Source organism: Flavobacterium sp., from assembly GCF_043722275.1.
In the GTDB taxonomy this organism is placed as follows: Bacteria; Bacteroidota; Bacteroidia; order Flavobacteriales; family Flavobacteriaceae; genus Flavobacterium.
In genome coordinates this window covers 1-23586 of record NZ_JAYSPC010000184.1, presented here as the reverse complement: position 1 = coordinate 23586, position 23586 = coordinate 1, and the positions used below count along the sequence as shown (strand labels likewise).

17 protein-coding genes are annotated in these 23586 nt (G+C 34.9%); 3 read left to right on the top strand and 14 right to left on the bottom strand.

From position 1 onward, the window contains the following. Positions 1-186: 186 nt before the first annotated feature. The 3 genes from fumC to ACHZDT_RS21455 all read right to left on the bottom strand — a co-directional run bounded on the left by fumC (position 187) and on the right by ACHZDT_RS21455 (position 5228). Positions 187-1572, bottom strand: coding sequence for a class II fumarate hydratase (gene fumC / locus ACHZDT_RS21465; RefSeq protein WP_394776747.1), 1386 nt, complete (start codon positions 1570-1572; stop codon positions 187-189). A 765-nt stretch (positions 1573-2337) separates the two neighbouring features. Further along, positions 2338-4788, bottom strand: coding sequence for a TonB-dependent receptor domain-containing protein (locus ACHZDT_RS21460; RefSeq protein WP_394776746.1), 2451 nt, complete (start codon positions 4786-4788; stop codon positions 2338-2340). A 95-nt stretch (positions 4789-4883) separates the two neighbouring features. Next, entirely contained in the window at positions 4884-5228 is a 345-nt protein-coding gene (locus ACHZDT_RS21455; RefSeq protein ID WP_394776745.1) for an ArsC/Spx/MgsR family protein, read from the bottom strand. A gap of 114 nt (positions 5229-5342) precedes the next feature. On the opposite strand from ACHZDT_RS21455, the gene ACHZDT_RS21450 reads away from it, so the two are divergent. Together ACHZDT_RS21450 and ACHZDT_RS21445 are read left to right on the top strand one after the other, a co-directional pair. Then, positions 5343-6278, top strand: coding sequence for a CPBP family intramembrane glutamic endopeptidase (locus tag ACHZDT_RS21450; protein ID WP_394776744.1), 936 nt, complete (start codon positions 5343-5345; stop codon positions 6276-6278). A 4-nt stretch (positions 6279-6282) separates the two neighbouring features. Beyond that, complete coding sequence (locus tag ACHZDT_RS21445) at positions 6283-7323, top strand: AMP-binding protein (protein ID WP_394776743.1); 1041 nt, start codon at positions 6283-6285, stop codon at positions 7321-7323. Positions 7324-7540: 217 nt separating this feature from the next. Here ACHZDT_RS21445 and ACHZDT_RS21440 read toward each other — a convergent pair whose 3' ends face one another. From ACHZDT_RS21440 to dinB, 6 genes are all read right to left on the bottom strand, one after another. Beyond that, positions 7541-8002 (bottom strand): DUF1810 domain-containing protein, encoded by a 462-nt coding sequence (locus tag ACHZDT_RS21440; protein ID WP_394776742.1) that lies wholly within the window; start codon positions 8000-8002, stop codon positions 7541-7543. A 156-nt stretch (positions 8003-8158) separates the two neighbouring features. Then, positions 8159-8785, bottom strand: a complete 627-nt coding sequence (locus ACHZDT_RS21435; protein ID WP_394776741.1) for an alpha-ketoglutarate-dependent dioxygenase AlkB family protein — start codon at positions 8783-8785, stop codon at positions 8159-8161. Positions 8786-8794: 9 nt separating this feature from the next. Further along, positions 8795-9571, bottom strand: a complete 777-nt coding sequence (gene xth / locus ACHZDT_RS21430) for an exodeoxyribonuclease III (protein ID WP_394776740.1) — start codon at positions 9569-9571, stop codon at positions 8795-8797. 59 nt (positions 9572-9630) lie between these two features. Further along, complete coding sequence (locus tag ACHZDT_RS21425; protein WP_394776739.1) at positions 9631-11007, bottom strand: exonuclease domain-containing protein; 1377 nt, start codon at positions 11005-11007, stop codon at positions 9631-9633. Between the two features lie 49 nt (positions 11008-11056). Beyond that, the gene (locus tag ACHZDT_RS21420) at positions 11057-14119 is read right to left on the bottom strand and encodes a DNA polymerase III subunit alpha (RefSeq protein WP_394776738.1); all 3063 of its coding nucleotides are present in this window, start codon (positions 14117-14119) and stop codon (positions 11057-11059) included. Then, positions 14120-15301 carry a DNA polymerase IV gene (dinB, locus tag ACHZDT_RS21415; protein WP_394776737.1) on the bottom strand — a complete coding sequence of 394 codons (1182 nt, stop codon included), beginning with the start codon at positions 15299-15301 and terminating at the stop codon, positions 14120-14122. Positions 15302-15386: 85 nt separating this feature from the next. Here dinB and ACHZDT_RS21410 point away from each other — a divergent pair, with 85 nt between their 5' ends. Next, positions 15387-16163 (top strand): XRE family transcriptional regulator, encoded by a 777-nt coding sequence (locus ACHZDT_RS21410; protein ID WP_394776736.1) that lies wholly within the window; start codon positions 15387-15389, stop codon positions 16161-16163. Between the two features lie 303 nt (positions 16164-16466). Here the strand turns inward: ACHZDT_RS21410 and ACHZDT_RS21405 are convergent, their stop codons facing one another. The 5 genes from ACHZDT_RS21405 to kdpB all read right to left on the bottom strand — a co-directional run. Further along, positions 16467-18188 carry an ATP-binding protein gene (locus ACHZDT_RS21405; RefSeq protein ID WP_394776735.1) on the bottom strand — a complete coding sequence of 574 codons (1722 nt, stop codon included), beginning with the start codon at positions 18186-18188 and terminating at the stop codon, positions 16467-16469. Positions 18189-18367: 179 nt separating this feature from the next. Further along, positions 18368-19495 (bottom strand): sensor protein KdpD, encoded by a 1128-nt coding sequence (locus ACHZDT_RS21400; protein ID WP_394776734.1) that lies wholly within the window; start codon positions 19493-19495, stop codon positions 18368-18370. A gap of 160 nt (positions 19496-19655) precedes the next feature. Beyond that, positions 19656-20732 carry a porin gene (locus tag ACHZDT_RS21395; RefSeq protein ID WP_394776733.1) on the bottom strand — a complete coding sequence of 359 codons (1077 nt, stop codon included), beginning with the start codon at positions 20730-20732 and terminating at the stop codon, positions 19656-19658. Between the two features lie 355 nt (positions 20733-21087). Continuing rightward, complete coding sequence (locus ACHZDT_RS21390) at positions 21088-21654, bottom strand: K(+)-transporting ATPase subunit C (RefSeq protein WP_394776732.1); 567 nt, start codon at positions 21652-21654, stop codon at positions 21088-21090. 101 nt (positions 21655-21755) lie between these two features. After that, positions 21756-23586, bottom strand: a 1831-nt coding sequence (kdpB, locus tag ACHZDT_RS21385) for a potassium-transporting ATPase subunit KdpB (protein ID WP_394776731.1), incomplete at its 5' end; no start/stop codon positions are given.

Here is a 23586-nt window from a genome sequence, read left to right as displayed (position 1 = left end):
GTCATTTCGACGAAGGAGAAATCACATTTGCTGAATCCACACAGTGAGTTTCTGGATGAGATTTCTCCTTTGTAGAAGATGACCAATATTATTAAAAAAAGGGTTTTATAAAAGTTTAAACTTTTATAAAACCCTTTTTTAGATCAAACATGAATTAATAATTACCATTAATAATTCACAATTAATTTAAACCATTTCCTCAGGTTTTACCCAGGCGTCAAAATCTTCTGGAGTTACATAACCTAAACGAACGGCTTCATCTTTAAGAGTAGTTCCGTTTTTGTGAGCAGTTTGAGCAATTTCGGCTGCTTTATAATATCCTATTTTTGTGTTTAAAGCGGTAACTAACATCAATGAATTGTCTACTAATTCTTTGATGCGTTTGTAATTTGGCTCAATTCCCTGAGCGCAATGTTCGTCAAATGAAACACAAGCGTCTCCTAATAATCGTGCCGATTGCAGGAAATTTGCTGCCATAACAGGTTTAAAAACATTCAATTCATAATGTCCCTGCATTCCGCCAATGGCAATTGCCATATCATTTCCTATAACTTGTGCGCAAACCATTGTTAAAGCTTCACATTGCGTAGGATTTACTTTTCCGGGCATAATTGAAGATCCCGGTTCGTTTTCGGGAATATGGATTTCTCCAATTCCGGAACGTGGTCCTGAAGCTAGCATCCTGATATCATTCGCTATTTTATTTAAAGAAACAGCCAATTGTTTCAACGCTCCGTGTGTTTCAACAATTGCGTCGTGTGCCGCCAACGCTTCGAATTTATTCTCGGCAGTAACAAAAGGAAGATTGGTAAATTTTGCAATATATTCCGCAACTTTTACGTCGTATCCTTTTGGAGTATTTAATCCGGTTCCAACGGCGGTTCCGCCTAAAGCGATTTCAGATAAATGCGCTAAAGTATTTTTAAGTGCTTTTAATCCGAAAGATAATTGGGCGGCATAACCTGAAATTTCCTGTCCTAAAGTTAATGGCGTTGCATCCATAAGATGCGTACGTCCAATTTTTACAACTTCTTTAAATTCCGCAGCTTTTGCTGATAAAGTTGCATGTAATTTTTCGATTCCCGGAATGGTGGTTTCAATTATCACTTTATAAGCTGCAATATGCATTGCTGTTGGGAATGTATCGTTTGATGATTGTGATTTATTCACATCATCATTGGCTTTTATAAACGGTTCGCCTTCGCCAATATTGAAACCTTTTAAAACTTGCGCACGATTGGCAACAACTTCGTTTACGTTCATATTGCTTTGGGTTCCTGAACCTGTTTGCCAAATCACCAATGGAAATTCATCTTTTAATTGTCCGGCAAGGATTTCATCGCAAACGGCTGCAATTGCATCTCTTTTTTCGGCAGGTAATACACCTAAATCTGCGTTGGCGTATGCGGCAGCTTTTTTAAGATAAGCAAAACCTTCAATGATTTCTTCGGGCATGGATGCCGATGGTCCAATTTTGAAGTTATTTCTTGATCGTTCTGTTTGAGCTCCCCAATATTTATCGGCTGGAACCTGAACTTCGCCCATCGTGTCTTTTTCTATTCTGTATTTCATGTTATAGTATGTAAAAAGTTATATGTAATTTGTAAAATGTTTGTGATGAAATGGAACGCGGATAACGCAGATTTACTTTGTAAAAGCGCTGATTAAAACGGATTTTTACTTTTTTAGCTGAAACTTATTCTGAAAATGGAATCCCTAGCCCCGATAGTAGTGAAAATCCTTTTGTGTTTTTTCTTTAAAAACAGAAAAGATTGTAACGGATAGCGGGAAATAGCTCCTTAAAAAACCTCATATTATTGTGATTTAGTTAGTTGAATAATAATCGAAAAAATCCTTATTTAAAATGAGTTTAAATATACGGATAATTGTGATTTTATGAAAATTGATTTGGATTTTATTGCTAAGGAAAAATATAAAACATACATTTGTGCTTACATTCAAAAATTCCGGAAAACATGTTTGAATTTTCACAGTACTTAGGTTTTTTACTTTTCTTGACCGTTCTAACGATAGGATTTTGGTTGATGTTTTTTTTAGTTGGTTTCGTATCTTATTGGGTTACGGGAGCTAGTTGGGAATTGATCAAAGAGAAAAGAGCAAAGAAAAGACAAGAACAATCAATTAAATATTAAATTGATTTCATAAAAAAAGGACCCGTTTTACGAGTCCTTTTTTTTATGCTAAAAATTAAAATAAATTCCAATAAAAGAAAATCAAATTCCAAAAATGAAAAATTCCAAATTCCAATTCTTGAACTTAATTTTTAAGTTTTATAAATTGGAATTTGGAATTTTTTTATTGAAATTTTAATCTATGTTATCCAGGAAATTCTCCTCCGCCATCACCGCCATTTTCATTTTTAGGTGCTGCGTTTTTATCTCTTTCACTTTTCGCTTTGTTAAAACGATAAGTAAATGATAAATTAAACTGACGTTTACGGAATTGCATTTCACCATAAGAAGTTTGGTTTTCAAGATAAGTATATGACTTCATGATTCTTGAGTTGAAAACATCACTAATATTGAATGCAATTGTTGCTTTATCTTTTAAAACATCTTTACTTAAAGCGGTATTCATACCAAACTGACCTAAGTTTTTACCTTGAGCTGTTTTTTGTTCTCCATTATACATTGCTGTTAATTGCCAGTCAATTTTGTATGGTAAGGTTACTTTTGAGTTGATTCTGGCAAACCATGAATTTGCCTGATTGTCAAGATTTTGAACTACCAGTAAACCATTTGCATCTGTATAAGTATTTTCTCCAGTTGTTTTTACGTTGTAAAAATTGAAGTTACTGTTTAATTTCCACCATTTCAACGGAGTATAATTTAAAGTAAATTCAAAACCAAATTTTTGCTCTTTTCCTAAGTTTATTGGTCGGCTTGAAATAACAGGAATTCCGTTTACATTATCGCCTGTAGGAGATCTTACAAAACTGAAAACGTCTTTTGTATCTTCAAAATAAGCTGAGGTATTAAAAGTTACTTTGTCCCAACGTTTGATAAAGCCAATGTCATATTTGTCTGTCAAAGAGGGATCTAAATCAGGATTTCCCTGAAAAATATTGATATTACTGGAGTAATTTACCGCCGGATTCATAAAACGACCTCTAGGTCTTGATAAACGTTTACTATAACTCGCAGTAAAGTTACTTTGATCTGAAATTTCATAGCTAATGAACGCACTTGGAAACAAGTTGTTGTATTTTTTAGTATTGAAATCGTTTGTATCTAATAGGTTTACCTGAATATTTGTGTCTTCCCAACGTAAACCAAATAAATATGAAAACTTATTTACTTTGAAACCATATGAGGTATAAAGAGCGTTAATATTTTCTTTGTATTCAAGTGTATTTGATAAATTAGGAAGTGCTGCGCGTTGACTATCAAGAACGTAATATTCATTGTTCAAATCACCAAAACTACCTTTGTATCCAGCTTCAAACTGGCTTCCTTTTCCTAATGGTAAAACATAATCAGCTTGCAATTGAACTTGTTTTTGAACCTGATTGTTTAACGTATTGTTGAAATCGTCAGTTGCTGTAATTAAACTATTACTGTCATCTGTATTTCTTGAAACAGATAAATCGGCAGTAAGTTTGTGTCCTTTATCGTTGAAGTTTTTGATTAAATTGGATGTATATTCTACATTTTCACTTCCTGTATCTCCGTTGTTTAAACGATAAGATGTTCCTGTGAAAGCATGACCTGCATCAAAATTATTATAATTGATTAAGTCTCTTGTATCACCTGAACTTTTTTGGTAATTGATGGCATTTGTCCAAAAAGTATTTGGAGCAACAGTCCATTCAATACCTGCTCTTCCGTTAAATCCGTCTGAAGTTCTTTTTGTATCACGATCTTCGTCTAAGAAACTTTTAGTTGTTCCATCCGGATTAAAATATTCAGAGTTGGTTAAACCATGACCTTCATTTGTTCTGTAATTATATCCTGCGGTAGTAAAGTAGTTGAACTTTTCGGTTTTGTAATTCAAATTGGCACTTACTCCGTAAGTTTCAGGAAGTCCTGTTGAGGCAATAAAAGTTCCGTTTAAACCTTGATTTTTTCCTTTTTTAAGAATAATATTGATGATTCCTGAACCTCCTTCAGCATCATAACGTGCTGATGGATTGGTAATAACTTCAACTTTATCAATTGCATCTGCTGGAAGCTGGCGTAAAGCTTCGGCAACATTAATAGCGTTTGATGGTCTTCCATCAATTAAAATTCGGATATTATCACTTCCTCTTAAACTTACATTTCCTTCAGTATCCACAGAAACCGATGGAACGTTGTCAAGAACGTCACTGACAGTTCCGCCTTTTACCATCATATCCTGACCAACATTGTAAACTTTTTTGTCCAGTTTTATTTCTACTGTCGATTTTTCGGCACGAATTACAACTTCATTTAATTGTGCAGCATCTTCAGATAAATTAACAACGCCTAAATTAGTGTCGCCCTGAATATTTCTTGCTTTGATTTGAGTCGATTTAAACGAAATAAACTCAACTTTTATATCATAAGTTCCCGGAGCAACGGCTACTTCAAATTCACCTTTTGGATTGGTGATTCCGCCGGCAATGACTTTAGTATCATTTGGCGCAGTAATCGAAATTGTAGCGTACTCAAGTGGTTGTTTACTTATTTTTTCTAAAACTTTTCCGGTAACTTTTACTTTGTTTCCGGCAGGTGGTACTTGTTGTGCATAATTGTAAAAACTTGTAAGAAAAAATACAAGCAATGCAGCAAATTTAATTTGTTTCATTTTTATTTTTGGTTTCATTTACTCTTTAGACGGCAAATGTAGCTTTTGGTTTAAAGAGAAAAATCACAAAAATATGTTAATTTGATTCTTTATAATCAGTCTAAAAAAGAGGCAACAAGATCTAAATCCCTTCCTATAATTGCTTTCCCATCCTTTATTACAATTGGTCGCTCGATTAAAATAGGATTATCTGTCATAGCCTGAATAACTTGATCATTTGTTAGTTCTCTTCCTTTGTAATTTTCAATCCATATTTTTTCCTTAATTCGAACTAACTGAATTGGTTGAAGGTTGAGTTTTTCAAGAAGTTCTTTTAATTCCTTAAAATTTGGAGTTTCTGTCAGATATGGAATAATTTTATATTCCTCATTTTTTTGCTCAATAAATGCCAAACAGTTTCTCGATTTTCCGCAACGTGGATTATGGTAAATTTGTATCATTTTATTATATTTAATCTGTTGTAAGATAATTAAACTAAAATTTCGGTATTTTAGCATGACCAAAAATAAGATTTACTTATCAAATCGAATTCTCATTTTTAAATTATTATAAATATGTTTTTAGAACAAGGAATTAAACCTCACAATAAGTTCTGGCTGTATCTTTTAGGATCAGTTTTAATTATCATCGCGTCATTTATTGGACAAATTCCTTTTTCGGTTGCAGTTTTGTATAAAACTTTAAATAATAAAAAAGGTTTTTCATTTGATAATGCTTCAGTAATGAAAATATTTGAACCGAATCTTACTTTGTTTTTGGTTATGATTTCTTTCGCTTTTGCACTTGCGGGAGTTTATTATGTTGTGAAGTATTTGCATCACCAAACATTTTTGTCAGTCACAACATCAAGGAGCAAAGTAGATTGGAAACGTATTGGTTTTTCATTTGTTGTATGGTCATTTTTCTCGTTTCTGAGTTTTCTGGCCGTATATTTTAAATCTCCTGAAAATTATATTTGGAATTTTAAATTGATTCCATTTTTGATTTTAGTTGCTGTAGGATCAATATTAATTCCAATACAAACCAGTACCGAAGAATATGTTTTTAGAGGTTATTTGATGCAGGGATTTGCTAATCTTGCACAAAACAAATGGTTTCCGTTAATGATGACGTCATTAATATTTGGCTCCATGCACGTTTTTAATCCCGAAGTTGCAAAAATGGGTTATGTTATAATGGTTTATTATATAGGAACGGGATTATTTCTGGGTGTTATTACACTTATGGATGAAGGAATCGAGTTGGCTTTAGGTTTTCATGCTGCCAATAATTTAGTTGGAGCATTACTAGTTACATCAGATTGGTCGGTTTTTCAGACACATTCTCTTTTTAAAGATATGTCAGAGCCATCAGCCGGATTAGATGTTATACTGCCGGTTGTAGTCATTTATCCTATTTTGCTTTTTATTTTTAGTAAGAAGTACAAATGGAACAACTGGAAAGAAAAATTAACAGGTAAAATTAATGTTGTAGAAATTTCAAATCAATAATATCATGTCACAATTAACACATAAAAATGTTCATAATTATTTTAAAATAGATGGTTTTCATTTAAACGCAGAAGAGTTGCGTCGTGTTGCTTATGATTATATAAAAGAAGGCGACGGCGATGAGCAGGCAATAGGCGAATTTTTGCTGGACTGGTTTGATGACAAGGAATATATCGAAATGAGAACTTCCGGCACAACGGGACTTCCTAAATTGGTAAAATTAGAAAAACAAGCGATGATTCAATCTGCTTTAGCGACGGGAGATTTTTTTGAATTGGAGCCTCGTGATAAAGCATTACTTTGTTTGCCTGTAAAATTTATTGCCGGTAAAATGATGTTAGTTCGTGCTATTATTTTAGGACTCGAATTAGATATCGTAGCACCAAGTACGCAGCCGCTAGCATTAAATAGTAAAACCTATGATTTTGTTGCGATGGTGCCTTTGCAGGTTCAAAATTCTATTGACGCTTTAGTAAACGTTAAAAAACTAATTGTAGGCGGTGCTAAAATGGATGCTTCACTTGAAGATAAAGTTTTGCCGCTTAAAACGGAAGTTTACGAAACTTATGGCATGACCGAAACTATTACTCATATTGCCGCACGAAAAGTAGGAGAAAACGTTTTTACAGTTTTGCCAAATGTAAAAATCATTCAGGATGACCGTGGTTGTTTGGTAATTACAGTTCCAACTATTTCTGAAGAACCTATTATTACTAATGATTTAGTGGAGGTGGTAAGAGAGAATCAATTTATTTTCCTTGGAAGAATTGACAATGTCGTGAATAGCGGCGGTATAAAACTTATTCCTGAACAAATAGAATCAAAACTGATTGGTAAAATACACAATAGATTTTTTGTCACCGGCGTTCCGGATTCTTCTTTAGGCGAAAAATTGATTCTGGTTATTGAAGGAGAAAAACAGGAATTTGGTCAGGATTTTTTTGATGTTCTGGATAAATTTGAAAGACCCAAAGAGATTGTTTTCGTCCCGAAGTTTAAAGAAAATGCAAATGGCAAGTTGTTGCGTAAGCCAAGTTTAGTTTAGGTTTTTACCATGTAAGTTATATAAGTTCATTTAAAAATATTGCTTTTATTCCTGTTGTGGTTTGATATAAAACAGTGTAAACCCGTTTAATCCGGTAAATCTGTGGGTAATAATTCTACGGTCTAAATATACCATCAAAAAAAAAGACACTACATTTTGCTATTGCAAATAGTAGTGTCTTTTAATTTAAATAATCTAATTAAACGATTAATGCGTATTACACCATTTCAGTTTCAAGAGAAGATTTTATAGATGAATTAATAATGGACAAAGTAAGCGGATCAGATTCTCCGGAGAAAAAAGCTTCCAAGACTCCCTGAAATACCGGATTTGTATTTTCTACCAAAGAAAATAGTGTCATAGAAGAACGTAATTTACGCGCATCTAAATCTCCTAAAATTCCGTCTGCTGATTTTCTTTTAAAAGTTAAAAATAGTTCAGAAATTTCGATAAGATGTTTTCCTAAAATTGGATGCTCAAGGAATTCAGTTGCTTCTTTTAGATCGTTAATAGCATAAAAATTGGCAGTGTCACTCGTGCCCAAACCTTTAATCTGAGGAAAAATGAACCACATCCAGTGAGTCTCTTTTTTTCCCTTTTTGATTTCAGAAAGAGCAGTAAGATAAAGTTTGTTTTGCGCATCCAGGAAACGCAATAAATCATTGTTTGAGTGAGCCATTGTGATAATGTATATATAAAAAAAGGTTGCAAAAGTAGTAAAAAAGAAAGGTTCTGCCTAATAAAAGGTTCAAGCACTGAGTATTTTAACTTTTAGAGGAGGAAATTTCCTCACCGTTATAAAGTGAAAAAAAGCTCATTTATAGATGTTTGCAAATCATTGGCTTCGTTGCGTTCGTCTAAAAGTTAAATTGATTCGTGGCAAAACTTCCCGTGCCGTTTTAGGAACATGATGCTGCCAGAAACTATTGGTTGTTCCTGCCATCAATAAAAATGATCCGTGATGCAGTGGAATTTCTATTTGCGGAACTTCCTTTTTAAATTTATGACGTAATTTAAACATTCGGGTTTCTCCAAAAGTAACTGAAGCAATGATAGGATTTTTGCCCGTATTATGTTCCTTATCGCTGTGCCAGCCTACGCCATCATTTCCATCCCTGTATAAATTAAGCAATACAGTATTAAAATCAAGCTGCGTTTCTTTTTCTACGCGGCTTCTAATAGTCAATAATTCATAAGTCCAGTCAGGACCGTTTTGGTCTGCTCCGGGATTATCCTTGTCTTCATACCAGGAAATCATTCGAGGAACAGTATAAGTTTTATCATAAATTTCCATTTCATATTCTCTCCATTTAGTCTTGCGGAGTATTTTTTCATAAAAACGATCAGATTCTTCTTTGGTAAAAAAATTGTCGATCAAAATCAATTCAGAGTCAGGGATGTCAAAAATTTTTTTCCCTCCCAAACCCGTTGCAAATAATTCGGTATCGTTAAATAGTGTCATTGTTTCCATTTATTTTTTATCAATTTCAATCCATACCGGCGCATGGTCACTTGTTTTTTCCCATCCCCGCACATAACGGTCAACACCGCCGGAAAGCAGTTTTTTTGCTAATTCAGAACTAAGTAAAAAATGATCAATTCTAAGTCCGGCATCTCTTTGATAGGCATTTCTGAAATAATCCCAAAACGTATAAATTTTCTCGTCCGGATATAAAGTTCGAATCGCATCTGTCCATCCTTGCGAAACAAGATCTTTAAACGCTTTTCGTACTTCAGGTCTGAAAAGCGCATCTTTAACCCATTTTTCAGGTTTATAAACATCCATTTCCGTTGGCATCACATTATAATCGCCAACTATTATTACGGGAGTTTTTAAGCTTAACAGCGTTTCTGCACGATCAGCCAGACGTTCAAACCATTTTAGTTTATATTCTAATTTAGGTCCGGGCGCAGGATTTCCGTTTGGGAGATAAAGGCATGCGATTACGATACCATCAATCAAAGCTTCGATATAACGACTTTGGATATCCTCGTCATCTCCCGGAAGAGTGCGTGTTATTTCTTCAATTTCCATATTACGAGCCAGAATCGCAACGCCATTCCATTGCTTTTGTCCATGCCAAATGGCATTATAACCTGCATCAGCAATTGCTTTAGCAGGGAATTTATCCTGTGGCGCCTTTAATTCCTGCAGACAAACAATATCAGGTTTGGCTTCTTCAAGCCATTTCAGTAATACATTTAAGCGTCCGTTGACTCCGTTTACGTTATAAGTTGCTATTTTCATTTGACAGTCAATTAGTTGTATTCTTAAATTTACAAATAATATTGCGTTTAAATTAAATCTTACTTTAAGAAATTCTTGTTAAAAAATACTTTCCGCGGATATTTCTCGGCATAAGCAATAATTAAGTGCAGCATATATTGATTGCCGCGATAAGCTGTGACATAATCTTTTATTTCTGATGGTTCAGTAATTGTAATATCACGACCAATATAACCCATGCCATAAAAATGCCCGTTTTCAACCCAGATACAACTGCGTTCCTCCGCAGATCTTCCTTTGTCTATAATGGCAAAACTGGGTCTGTTGCTTAATAAAAAATCAATGGCATTTTCGATTTTCTCATTATGAATTACCACTTCGGGTAAATCTGATACATCATTATTTGGACTATTTTCGTCCATTGAAATACAGTATTTGCAGAACCTGTGATCTAATTCAAACTCTTTAGCCAGACCTTGTAATGCATTTATTCCTTCATGGATACTATTAAAATGTTCAATAGAAGACTGGAATTTACTGAGTTTTCCCACGGCGAGATATTTATAACCGCTTCGGGCTTCATATTGATAAAGTCCAAATTTAGGCTCAAAGCGTTTTAAAGCCCTGTTGTAGGTTGGCCAAAGTGTTTTAATTTCAGTACATTCTAATAGTAATGCCATTAATTCATTAGCACAAACTTCAAAGGAAATAGAATAAATATCCCGCAAAAAATGTTGCCTTTGCGGATTGATTTTATGACCGCTAAAATGAGAAGCAACTCGCTTTTTTAAATTAATAGCTTTCCCTACATAAATTACTTTTTTTACCTCATTATAAAAATAATATACACCTGGTTTTTCCGGTAAATTATTAAAATCTTCAGGCGGAAGGTTAGGTGGTAAGCGCTGATCTTGTGACGTGTTTTTGATCATTTTTGCAATATGTCCTTCATCATCCCATTCGAGTAATAAAGAGAACAATATGGCAGTAGCATCTGCATCGCCGCCGGCACGATGCCGGTTTTCTAAAGATATATCTAATGAATTGCAAAGCTTTCCTAAACTATAAGATGCCAATCCTGGTTTGATTTTTCTTGCTGCCCGAACGGTACATAATTTTCTTGCCGTCCATTTAAATCCTGCTTGTTCGAGTTGATGGCGAACAAACGAATAATCGAAGTTAACATTATGAGCGACGAAAATACGATCTGTAAGCATTTCGAGTACTTTCTCTGAAATATCATCGAAGATTGGCGCATCACGAACCATTTCATTATTAATTCCTGTTAAAGCAAAAATCGAAATCGGAATTTCTTTCTCCGGATTAACAAGCGTTTCATAACGGTCAATCACGTTTTCTCCGTCATGAATGATAATCGCAATTTCTGTAATGCGGCTGCCACTGGCGTTTCCACCAGTGGTTTCAATATCTACTATGGCATATTCCTGCTTTTTCATCTCATTTATATAACGTGAAATCTATTCTTATTCTTGTCAAATCTTAGAATTATGTGTTTTGAAATTTCATTCGGTGTCTTGGTAAATTGATTTCATGTGCCTGCGGATAAGGTTCCCGATGCGTTGGACTCACATCTTCCTTTATCATTTGTTGTGTTTTATATTGATCTTTTGCATCCATATAACGCGGATCCGGAATAAAAGGCATTTTCGCCATTTTGGTTATTGTAATGGTTGGAAAGTGATAATCGACTTCGACAGTTCCTAACAATAGATAACAGCCACCACCTTCAAAAGGATGTTGCGCCAGACAATCCGGAAAATGTGCTGTATCAAAATAAGTGCCTTCGTGATCGATCCAGGTTCCAAAATACATGTTTCCTTTTTTAGTTGGAACTTGTTTTCTTGAAATTAAATACGCCAGCATTCGAACTTGTTTTTTATGATGTGCTACTAAATCTTTCGCCATAATATCGCCGCGATGTTTGGTTTGAAGTAAATCAAAAACAGTACACGAAACAGGGAAACTCAATAACTCAATTTCATCAAAAGCATCTTCATATAAAGAACGTTCCAATGTAGGAAGTTTGTATTCTTTAACCGGTTCCTGCAATAACATCAAACTTCTGTTTTCGGGTTTGAAATTATTTAGAAGTAAACTGGCAACGACCAAAAGCTGATTTTTGGTTTTTCCTGTAAAACGAAAAGCATCTATAAAAATCAAAACCTTCATGCTTTCAATCCCAATTGGAATCCGATTAATGAAATCCTCCAAAGAGAGAAATTCTCCATTTTTTTTCCTATCTGATTCGATTAAATGAGCGGTTTTAGATTCTAAACTCTGCAAATGCATAAAACCCAGATAAATATCAATGCCATAAACCGTAGTTTGATATTCGCTTTTGTTCACGCATGGATTAAGAACCGTTCCGCCGGACATTCGTGCTTCGTGTACATAAACTTCGGTTCTGTAAAATCCGCCCTGATTGTTGATTACCGCGGTCATAAATTCTACAGGATAATTGATCTTGAGATATAAACTTTGGTAACTTTCTACAGCATAAGAAGCCGAGTGTGCTTTACAAAACGAAAATCCGGCAAAGGATTCAATTTGGCGATAAATTTCCTGACTAAGCCCTTCAGGATGTCCTTTCTCAGCACAACAAGCAAAGAAATTATCTTTTACTTTTTGTAAAGCTTCCATAGAACGTCCTTTTCCAGACATGGCGCGACGCAAAATATCTCCATCAGCAGCCGGAATTCCTCCGTAATGTTGGGCAATTTTAATAACATCTTCCTGATACACCATAATCCCGTACGTTTCACCAAGATGTTCCTTAAATACCTCATGAAAATATTGAAACTGATCCGGATTATTATGACGAAAAATATACTCTTTCATCATTCCGGATTGTGCTACGCCGGGACGAATAATAGAAGAAGCCGCCACCAGAATTTTATAATTATCACAATTTAATCGACGTAACAATCCGCGCATGGCAGGACTTTCGATATAAAAACAGCCAATGGTTTTGCCTTGTGCCAAATGAACGTTACAAACTGCTTCATCTTTAGAAATCGAAGTATTGCGAATATCAACTTTAATACCTCTGTTTTTCTCAATTAATTTTACACTATCATCAATATGACCAATACCACGCTGACTTAAAATATCGAATTTTTCGAAACCAATTTCTTCGGCAGTGTGCATATCAAAAAGCACAATTGGAAATCCTTTTGGAGGCATTTCCAAAGGTGTATAATTGGTAATGGGTTCTTCAGAAATAATAATTCCGCAAGCGTGCATACTACGCTGATTAGGATATTTATGCATCATCAAACTATATTCCTGAACCAATTTTACGATAGAATTGGTTTCGTGTAATGTCGTCGGATTTTTTGCCAGCATATCTAATTCTTCTTTTGGAAGACCAAAAACCTTTCCTACTTCCCTAAAAATAGAGCGATGTTTAAATTCGACATTGGTTCCACAAAAAGCAACATGATCGCGACCGTATTTATTGAAGATATATTCTAAAATCGTATTGCGTTCTTTCCAGCTCCAATCGATATCAAAATCAGGTGGACTTTTTCGATTTAAATTTAAAAAGCGTTCGAAATACAAATCAAGTTCTATTGGGCAGATATCGGTAATTCCTAAACAATAGGCAATAATACTATTGGCGCCGCTGCCTCGGCCAATGTGCATGAAACCCAAACTATTGCTATGCCGAACAATATCCCAGCTAATTAAGAAATAACCACTGAATTTTAACTCATCAATTACTTTGAGTTCCTTTTCGACACGTGCTTTTGCCGCCTCATGGTTTTCACCATAACGCCAAAGTAGACCGCTGTAGGCAAGTTGGCGTAATAGTACTATATCGCCTTCACGATTTTCAGTAAAAAATTTCTTGTTTTTAGGCGTTGTAAAATCATATTCAAAATTACAAGAATCGATTATTTGCTCCGTGTTAGCTATAATTTCAGGATAACTTTCATAATAAGGCAGCAACGATTCTAAAGCCAACATTTTTTCAGAAGTTTTGCAATAATCAGTTTCTGTTAATTTTGATAAAATAATATTGGTGTCAATGGCACGCAGAATTTTATGCAGATTAAATTCTCTTTTATTACTAAAAGTCACTGATTGAAGCACAACCATTTTTGCTGTTTTATTTTTATGTTCCGAAGTAAGAAGCCTTAAAACTTCATCCGGACGAATTCCGATAAATTCATTCTCACGAAGAAATTCCGGAGCATTTTCTAAAGTATAAATCACAAAAACCGAATCAAATTCCGGTGCAATTAAGGGTAAAGGCTTTCCACTAAAATTATGTTCTGTTAAAAAGCGATTCATTTCGCCAAGTCCGCTGGCATTTTTAGCTAAACCAATATATCTGAATTGATGATTGCAGCGAAGTTCCATACCAACAAGAGGTTTAATTCCTTTTGATTGGCAATCCCTTATAAAATCATAAATTCCGGTTACGGTATTAATATCCGTAAGTGCCATTGCTTTTACACCGCAATCAACGGCTTGAGCCACCAATTTCTTAAGCGGAATTGTGCCGTAGCGTAGCGAATGATATGAATGGCAGTTGAGATACATTTATTTGATACGTTTTAAAATTTCGTCTTTGTTATTTGGTTTAAAAGAAGCTCCGGCACATCGCATTACGGCATCAAAACCGTAACGGCTTTTCATTTTATCCATCGCTGCATAAAGCGATAACATTTCCTCAGTATCTTCAAAAAGATCAATTTGATAAGTGCCCCGAACCAACCCGCTAAAGCGAATACCAATCAAACGCAGTCGCATACGACGCTGATATACTTTGTCAAACAGTTCCATTACATTTTTTGTCAGAATATGATCTGCTGAAGTATAGGCAATTTTGCATTGTTTGGTTTCAGTATCAAAATTGGCGTAACGAATTTTAACCGTAATAGTTGAGCTTAACCATTGTTCTGATCGTAATTGAAAAGCCAGTTTTTCGACCATACCAATCAATATCGATTTTAGCATGATAATATCGATTGTGTCCTGAGAAAAAGTATGTTCTGTAGAAATAGATTTTCTTTCGGTATAAGGTTCTACAGGAGTATGATCAATTCCGTTGGCTTTTTTCCAAATATCCAGACCGTTTTTACCAATCATTTGCTGTAAAACTTCGGGAGGCATTTCAGATAAAGTTTGAATTTTACGAACGCCAATTCGGGATAAAAGCTGAAAAGTCACATTCCCAACCATAGGGATTTTCTGAATCGATAACGGATTCAAAAATGCTTGTACATTGCCTTGCGGGATTTCTAAATTTCCGGTTGGTTTGCCTTCGCCGGTTGCAATTTTAGAAACGGTTTTGTTAACAGATAATGAAAAACTAATAGGTAGGCCGGTTTCCTTTATAACCGATTGAGCTAGTTCATTTGTCCATTTATAACTGCCGTGAAATTTGTCCATTCCGGTAATATCAAGATAAAATTCATCGATGCTGGCTTTCTCCATTATCGGAGCTTTTTCCTGAATCACCTGCGTAACATCATGTGACAATCGAGAATATAATTCCATATCACCTTTCATAATTTTGGCTTGCGGACAAAGTTTCATTGCCATGTGAATAGGCATCGCAGAACGTACTCCAAAACGTCTTGCTTCATAAGAACAAGAGGCCACAACGCCACGATCTCCACCGCCAATAATAAGAGCTTTTCCTCTTAATTCTGAGTTGGTTAATCTTTCGCAGGATACAAAAAAAGTATCCAAATCCATGTGTACAATTGCCCTTGTCATCTCCTTGTTTTTGTATGAAACAAAAATAGTACAGATGATAACATTTTTTTGTATATTTGTTGTTCCAAATTATAACAAATTAATTATGTCCTTATTTTCAGATAATATCAGAGCATTGAGGGTTAAGCATAAAATATCGCAGGAGAAATTAGCTGAAAACCTAAAGATTACAAGAGGAAGATATGTTAAATACGAAGATGGAACTTCAGAAGCGCCATACGATATCTTAAAACAGATTGCCTTATATTTTCATATGAGTATTGATTTAATATTGTCTGTCGACATTCGTAAAATCAATATCGAAAACTTGATAAAATTAGAAGGCAACCGACTTATTTTACCGATACAAGTAGATAGTTTTGGGGAGAATTATATCGAAATTGTATCTCAAAAAGCAAAAGCAGGTTACCTTAACGGATATGCCGATCCGGAATATATTGAAAGTCTGCAACAAGTTTCACTTCCTTTTTTAGGACCTGGAAAACACCGCGGATTTCCTGTAGAAGGCGATTCGATGCCGCCACATGAAGATGGATCTATTATCATTGGCCGTTATGTAGAAAGGCTGGGAGAAGTGATGGATGGTAGAACCTATATTCTGATTACCAAAAATGAGGGAATGGTATATAAACGTCTCAACAAAAACAAAAAGAATGCTTTGGTTCTGGAATCAGACAATCGCTTTTATCCTAATTATGAAGTGAAAGCCTCAGATATTTTAGAAATCTGGGAATACGAATGCAATATCGGCCGTAGCGATAAACGACATGAATTAACAGAATCTCAAAGCATGAAAGAATTGCTTCTTGAAGTGAAAAGAGAGGTAATGGAGATTAAGAATAATACATCGGGCACGAATTAAAGTTCTCATTTGTTACCCTGAGCGAAGTCGAAGGGCTTTACAACATTAAAGATTTTCGCTTTCGCTCAGACGGACAATAGCGATGAAAATAGCAATTCAATAAATAGTTAATTCCATTATTATTCTGTTTTTAAATTCCGGAGGAATGATTTATATTGTAGCAACGGATTTTAATCCGTTGAAAATTTGATGTTATACATTTAAAAAATTCTATAGGAACGATCCATATTTATCTCTACATATGCTTTGGCGGAACTGGATTAAAATCCAGCCCTACAATATTGGTCGAGCCTATGGCTTTTTTTATACCTTCAACGAAAACCAAAAAGTACTGCCTAATCCTAAATTACTTTCTACACCAACATTTCCGTTTTGGGCTTCTATAAATTCTTTGCTGATGGCTAAACCTAATCCTGTTCCTGATTTTTGACTTCCCGGAACCTGGAAATATTTATCAAAAACTTTGTCTTTATAATGTGTATCAATTCCTTTTCCGGTATCAATCACCTGAAATATAATTTGATTATTTTCATTTTTTAATTGAATAACAATTGTACTTTTTTCAGAAGAATACCGGATAGCATTTGACAAATAATTAATCAAAACCCAACCTGTTTTTTCACTGTCGGCTTTTACATCTTGAAGATTTTCCTCAGCATCAATTACAAGTTTAATCTGTTTTTGATCTGCCTGCACTTTTACAGCTTCTGTAGCATAATTTACAATAGCATATGGATCACTTTTTTCAATATTCAACTGAATATTTCCTGTTTCTAATTGAGATAAATTAAGCAATTCACCTGTAATTTTCAATAAACGCTGACTATCATCTTTAATACTTTCGACCAATTGTTTTTGGTCGTCGTTCATATCGCCCGTTTTACTGTTTTCAAGCAATTGTAAACTTAGTTTAATAGAAGCGATTGGTGTTTTTAATTCATGCGAAACGGTTGCAATAAAATTGGTTTTCGCAAAATCAAGTTCTTTAAACAAGGTAATATTTCTAAGAATAATAACATCTCCAATATTAATTTCTTTTTCTTCCCCTGTTGGAGTTATCGTAATGTTGATTGTTTCTTTATCAAAGTAACTTTCTTTTCCGTGAGCAAAAATTTTCAGCGGTTGTTTTTTCTGAGAATCAGTTGCCGGTTCCTTCAGGATTAAGGAACGAATCAAATCATTTGATAAGGCTAGAGTAGAAGCCGCTTTACCGATAACATCCTCAGATTTCATCCCAATAATCTTCAGGGCTTCATCATTTGCAAACAAAACTACAGCTTCATTATCTAATCCAATAATAGGATCATGCATATTATTGATAAGCGTTTCCAGTCGTTTTTTTTCAAAGAATAATTTGTACAAATTACTACTATTATATTCCTCAAGTTTTTGCGCCATCGTATTAAATGATTTAGCCAGATCACCATATTCGTTATGATTGGTGAAATGCACACGTTCCGAATAGTTTTTATTCGCAATTTCTTTAATACTCTGAGTCAGTTCCTTAATTGGGTTGGCAATATTATTGGGTAGATTAACCAGTAAATTAAAGGCAATTAAAAAACATAAAGTCCCTACAATGGCGATCCATAAATTAGCAGTTTCTGCAGTATGTTTGGCGATATCACTTTTTTGTTTTATGGCATCGAGATTGAGTTTCATAATCGCAAAAATATCTTGTCTGATTTGTGTTTTTACAGCTTCATTAGAACCATTTTTTTCTAAAAAAGCAAAGCTTTTTTCAAGTTTGGCAGTTGCTTCTTTTTCTCCTGGTTCGGTAACATTTTGCGTCTGTTTTTCAAGATATTCTTTAAAAGTATGAAGTTTATTATCCGTAGTCATTTTAGTTTCATCCAAAGACAAAATCATATTTCTGGAATATTCCAGCGTATTATAATTTGCTTTCAGAATATTCTCCGTGTCTGCTTTTATCAAAAAAACAGAATATCCACTTACCAAAGAAAGTATGATAATCATTAAAAATAACAACCCAACTCCAAGATTCAATTTAGTTTTAATTCTCATTTTATAAAACATTTTATTTTTTTGAACTATATAAGTGATATAAGAAAATATAAGATGGTACGTAATTAAGTAAAAGGCAAAAAAACTTCAGCGAACTTTGCGCAAAACCTTGCGTTCTTTGCGGTTAAATTTCTTTGCAATTTAAATGAACTTATATAACTTATATGGTTTAGAATTTTTTACGACAAAATAACAAGATCAACATTCGATAAAGACAGACTATTTAGCAAACGTCTGAAAATCGTTGTAGACAAAATTACTTTAAATAAATTCAAATGCGGTTTCCCGATGCAAACAGTTGTAATATGTTTTTCTTCGACCGCAATCAAAATAGCATCTGCAATATTTTTATTTTCTAATTTAATAACTTCCGCACCCAATTGCACTGCCAGTTTAAAATTATTAATTAAATGGCGTTGTTTGTCTAATGCGATTTTAGTACTGCTTTCTTTAGGCGTTTCTACATACAAAACATACCACGATCCGTTGTAATAACTTGCCAGACGCGCAGCTTTTCTAATCACAACTTTAGCCGTTTTATCATTACTGCTAATACAGGCCAGTAATTTTTCGTGTCTTAAAGCATGCAAATTAGGCACTTCACTTTCTACTTTTCTGACCACCTGACTTGCCACTTCTTTCAGAGCCAATTCACGCAGTTGCAAAATCTGATCTGATTTAAAAAAATTCGTCAAGGCAGTCTGAATTTTATCAGCCGTATAAATTTTCCCTTCCTTCAAACGCGCAATTAAATCTTCAGCTGTTAAATCGATATTTACTACTTCATCTGCCAATCGCAAAACATTGTCCGGAATACGTTCCTGAACGTCAATTCCTGTAATCCGTTTTACAGCTGAATTTAAACTCTCAATATGCTGAATATTCACTGCCGAAATTACATTGATTCCCGCTTCCAGAATTTCCAGAACATCCTGCCAGCGTTTTTCGTTTTTACTTCCTTCAACATTCGTGTGCGCCAGTTCATCAACAATTACAACTTCAGGTCTAAGGTTGATAATGGCTTGCACATCAAGTTCTTCCAGTTCTTTTCCCTTATAGAAAATGGTTCGCCGCGGAATCACAGGCAAACTAGATAAAAGCTCATGCGTTTCCTTTCTCATATGTGTTTCGATGTAACCAATTTTCACATCAATTCCGTTTTTTAACAACGAATGTGCTTCTTGCAGCATCCGATACGTTTTACCCACACCGGCGCTCATCCCAATGTAGACTTTAAACTTTCCTTTTCGTGATTTCTGAATTAAATCGAGAAAGTGCTGTGCGTTATTTTCTTTTTCCTTTTCCATAGTATTTGCCGCGAAGACGCTAAGACACAAAGTTTTTTAATAATTAAACCATTAAGATATTAAGTAATAAAGGCAAAGCTTAATTTACTTTAATATGAGCGCATTAAGGCAAAGCTTAACTTTCTTAATATCTTAATGGTAAAAAATCAATTTTTAATGTTTAAAAAGAAATCGCCAACGAAGTCGTTACAAACGCATTCGTATTGGTTGGCAAATTGTCTTTTGTAAATATTTCATCTTTACTCGAAAGATTTCTTGCTTCTAATCTAAACATTACATTATCAGTAACTAAGTAATCAAAGTTAGCCGAAAATCCATAAGTTTTAAACCCATTTGGCGTTCCCGTAGCGATAATTACACCTTTTTCATCACTATAATATTCGCCACGTGCTGCTAACTGAATTTTATCCGTTGGTTTATATTGCAGAATTAAAACTGGCGAAAACCAAGTATCGTATTTATTACTATTTTTAGCTGATTGTTGCGAACCAACATCAAAACCAGCCGTAATATTTGTTTTATCCGTTACTTTAAATTGTCCGTAAAAGTTATTAAAATAACGCCATTTTTTGTCAATATCCGGTTGTTCATTTCCAACATAAGTACTCCAGTTCAAAACTACTTTATCCGATGGTTTGTAAGTAATTTGCGTTCCAAAAGCAGGCGTATGATTACCTTCCACTTTTTCAATGCGTTGCCAGCCATTCAAATACATTCCCGCCAAATACCATTTTCCAGATTCTGACGTATAACCAATTTTTACTCCCGTTTCATAATACGGAGAATTCTCCGCAAGAATACTTCTGGTCAAAGTCTGGCAATCTTTTCCAATGGCACTTTCAAAGCCAATGTGTGCCGGCATAATTCCCGCATCAATCCATAAATTATGGCTTTGCGAAATCTTAACACCCACATTCGCCTCATATACATTTTTCAATAAACCTTGTTCAGCCGCCATGTTATATTCGGCGTAAGTTCCGGCCATTAAAGCAAAATTTCCACGAACATTATCTTTTTGGTAATTTACTTTTGCTAAACCCAAATTCAGGTTCACTTCATTACTTTTATTATAATTGTAAAAAAATCCCGGGCGTGTATGATTGTCCGGTTTCCCGAAATCATAACTATAATAAACGTCTACATATCCTGAAAACGTAAACGGACTTTTTATTTCTTCCTGTGCATGCAAATTGCTAAAACCGAAAGCGATTAAAGCGGTAAGTATAATTTTTTTCATTTTGTTTTTAATTATTTGAGGTAAAAAGGAATTAGTTTTCCTGCAAGGTTTCCAAAAACTTGTAGGTATAACATATTAATAGGTTTTTTTAGGAGCTATTTCCCGCTATCCGTTTCAATCTTTTGCTTTTTAAAGAAAAAAGCAAAAGGATTTCCACTCCTATCGGGGCTAGGCCTTTGGGGGTAAAAAAGGGCTTTTGTTATCCTAACAGGTTTTTAAAACCTGTTAGGTATTAATTTCTTAGTTTGCCATTTCGACGTAAGAACAAATCACGGCAATCTTGTCATACCTAACAGGTTTTAAAAACCTGTTAGGATAAAAACCTTAGTCCCGAAGCCTCGGATAGCGACAGAACCTATAAACCTTTCTTAGAAAGCTCATCCAAAGCCACATTCAGTTCCAGCACATTAACCGTTGGAGTTCCCATAACTTTTGGCGTATTTATATTCGCTTCAACCAAAGCTTTTACTTTATCTTCAGATAGTTTTCTTTCTTTGGCAACACGTTTCACCTGAATCAAAGCACCTTGTGGTGAAATATTCGGATCTAAACCACTTCCTGAAGCCGTAACCATATCAGCAGGAATCTCCGATTTTCTTAAATAAGGATGAACGATTAAAAACGTATCAATTCTTTTTTGAACCAAAGCTAAATATTCAGCATTGCTTGGTCCTTTGTTACTTCCGGCACTTCCAGCGGCATTATAATCAACTGCCGAAGGTCTTCCCCAGAAATAATTCGACTTATCGAATTTCTGACCAATTTTTTGATATCCAACCACTTTTCCGTTAACCGAAATAGTTTCTCCTTTTCCATGATTTGGAGCAAATTGTGCAATTCCGTAAATCGCAAGGGGATAAATAACTGCAAACAGAATTACGGTAAGCAGCGTAAGTTTCAATAGAGAAAATATTGTTTTCATTTTTTTTGAGTTTCTAAGTTACTGAGCTACTAAGTTTCTAAGTTGCCAGACGCTAAGAAAAAACTTAGAACCTTAGCGACTTAGCATCTTAGAAGCTTATATTACATAAATAGGGCAACAACCAAATCAATTAATTTAATTCCGATAAAAGGGACAATCAATCCGCCTAAACCATAAATCAAAAGATTTCTTTTTAAGATGGCACTTGCGCCAATTGGTTTATAATCAACTCCTCTCAAGGCGAGCGGAATCAATATCGGAATGATAATCGCATTAAAAATTACCGCTGATAAAATCGCACTTTCCGGACTATGCAAACGCATGATATTCAAGCCTTCAAGCGCAGGAATCGCAGTAATAAAAAGAGCAGGAACAATAGCAAAATATTTCGCAACGTCATTTGCAATAGAAAAAGTAGTTAAAGTTCCACGCGTCATTAAAAGTTGTTTTCCAATTTCGATAATCTCGATTAATTTAGTTGGGTCATTGTCAAGATCGACCATGTTTCCGGCTTCTTTCGCAGCCTGAGTTCCGCTGTTCATCGCAACACCAACATTGGCTTGCGCAAGGGCAGGAGCATCATTCGTTCCGTCACCCATCATGGCAACAAGTTTACCTAGATTCTGTTCGTTTTTGATGTAGTTCATTTTGTCCTCAGGTTTCGCTTCGGCAATAAAATCATCTACACCCGCAGCTTCCGCAATAAACTTCGCCGTAAGCGGATTATCTCCGGTAACCATCACCGTTTTTACACCCATTTTTCTCAAACGGTCAAAACGTTCTTTCATTCCCGTTTTTATGATATCCTGCAATTCGATAACGCCCTGAACCTCATTGTTTTTAATAACCACCAATGGCGTTCCGCCTTTTGATGAAATATCAATTACTTTTTGTGCAGTATCTTCAGGGAAAGTATTTCCGGCTTGAAGCGAAATATTTTTTGCAGCATCCTGAGCACCTTTTCTAATATTGGTTCCGTCTTTTAAAATAACTCCGGAAGTTCTGGTTTCTGCGGTAAATTTTATTAAAGTAGCACCTTCAATTGATAATTTATTGGCAGTTTCGGCTCCTGCCAGTTCCACGATACTTTTTCCTTCCGGAGTGTCATCTGCAAGCGAACTTAAGACAGCAGATTGTATAAAATCTTCTTGAGAAATTCCTTTTGCAGGATAAAAATTAGTTGCTTTTCTGTTTCCAATTGTAATTGTTCCGGTTTTATCAAGAAGCAATACATCAATATCCCCGGCAGTTTCAACCGCTTTTCCTGATTTTGTAATCACGTTCGCACGCAATGCTCTGTCCATTCCCGCAATACCAATTGCTGATAATAAACCACCAATTGTGGTTGGAATCAAACAAACAAACAAGGCGATAAAAGCAGCAATTGTGATCGGCGCATGTGCATAATCTGCAAATGGTTTTAAGGTAACACAAACAATCACGAAGATTAATGTAAAAGCAGCCAACAAAATAGTTAGGGCAATTTCGTTTGGCGTTTTCTGACGACTTGCGCCTTCAACCAAAGCAATCATTTTGTCCAAAAAGCTTTCGCCAGGTTCTGATGTTACGATTACTTTAATTTTATCAGATAATACTTTTGTTCCTCCGGTTACAGATGATTTATCGCCACCGGATTCCCGAATTACAGGGGCACTTTCGCCTGTAATGGCACTTTCGTCAATAGTCGCTAAACCTTCGATAATCTCACCATCGGTTGCAATTAAATCTCCAGCTTCACAAACGAAAATATCACCTTTTTTCAATTCAGATGAACTGATATTTTTGATTTCTCCGTTTGGTAGAATTTGTCTTGCAGGAGTTTCTTCACGTGTTTTTCTTAAACTATCGGCTTGTGCTTTTCCTCTGGCTTCGGCAATAGCTTCGGCAAAATTGGCAAACAATAATGTTAGCAAAAGCACTACAAAAACAATT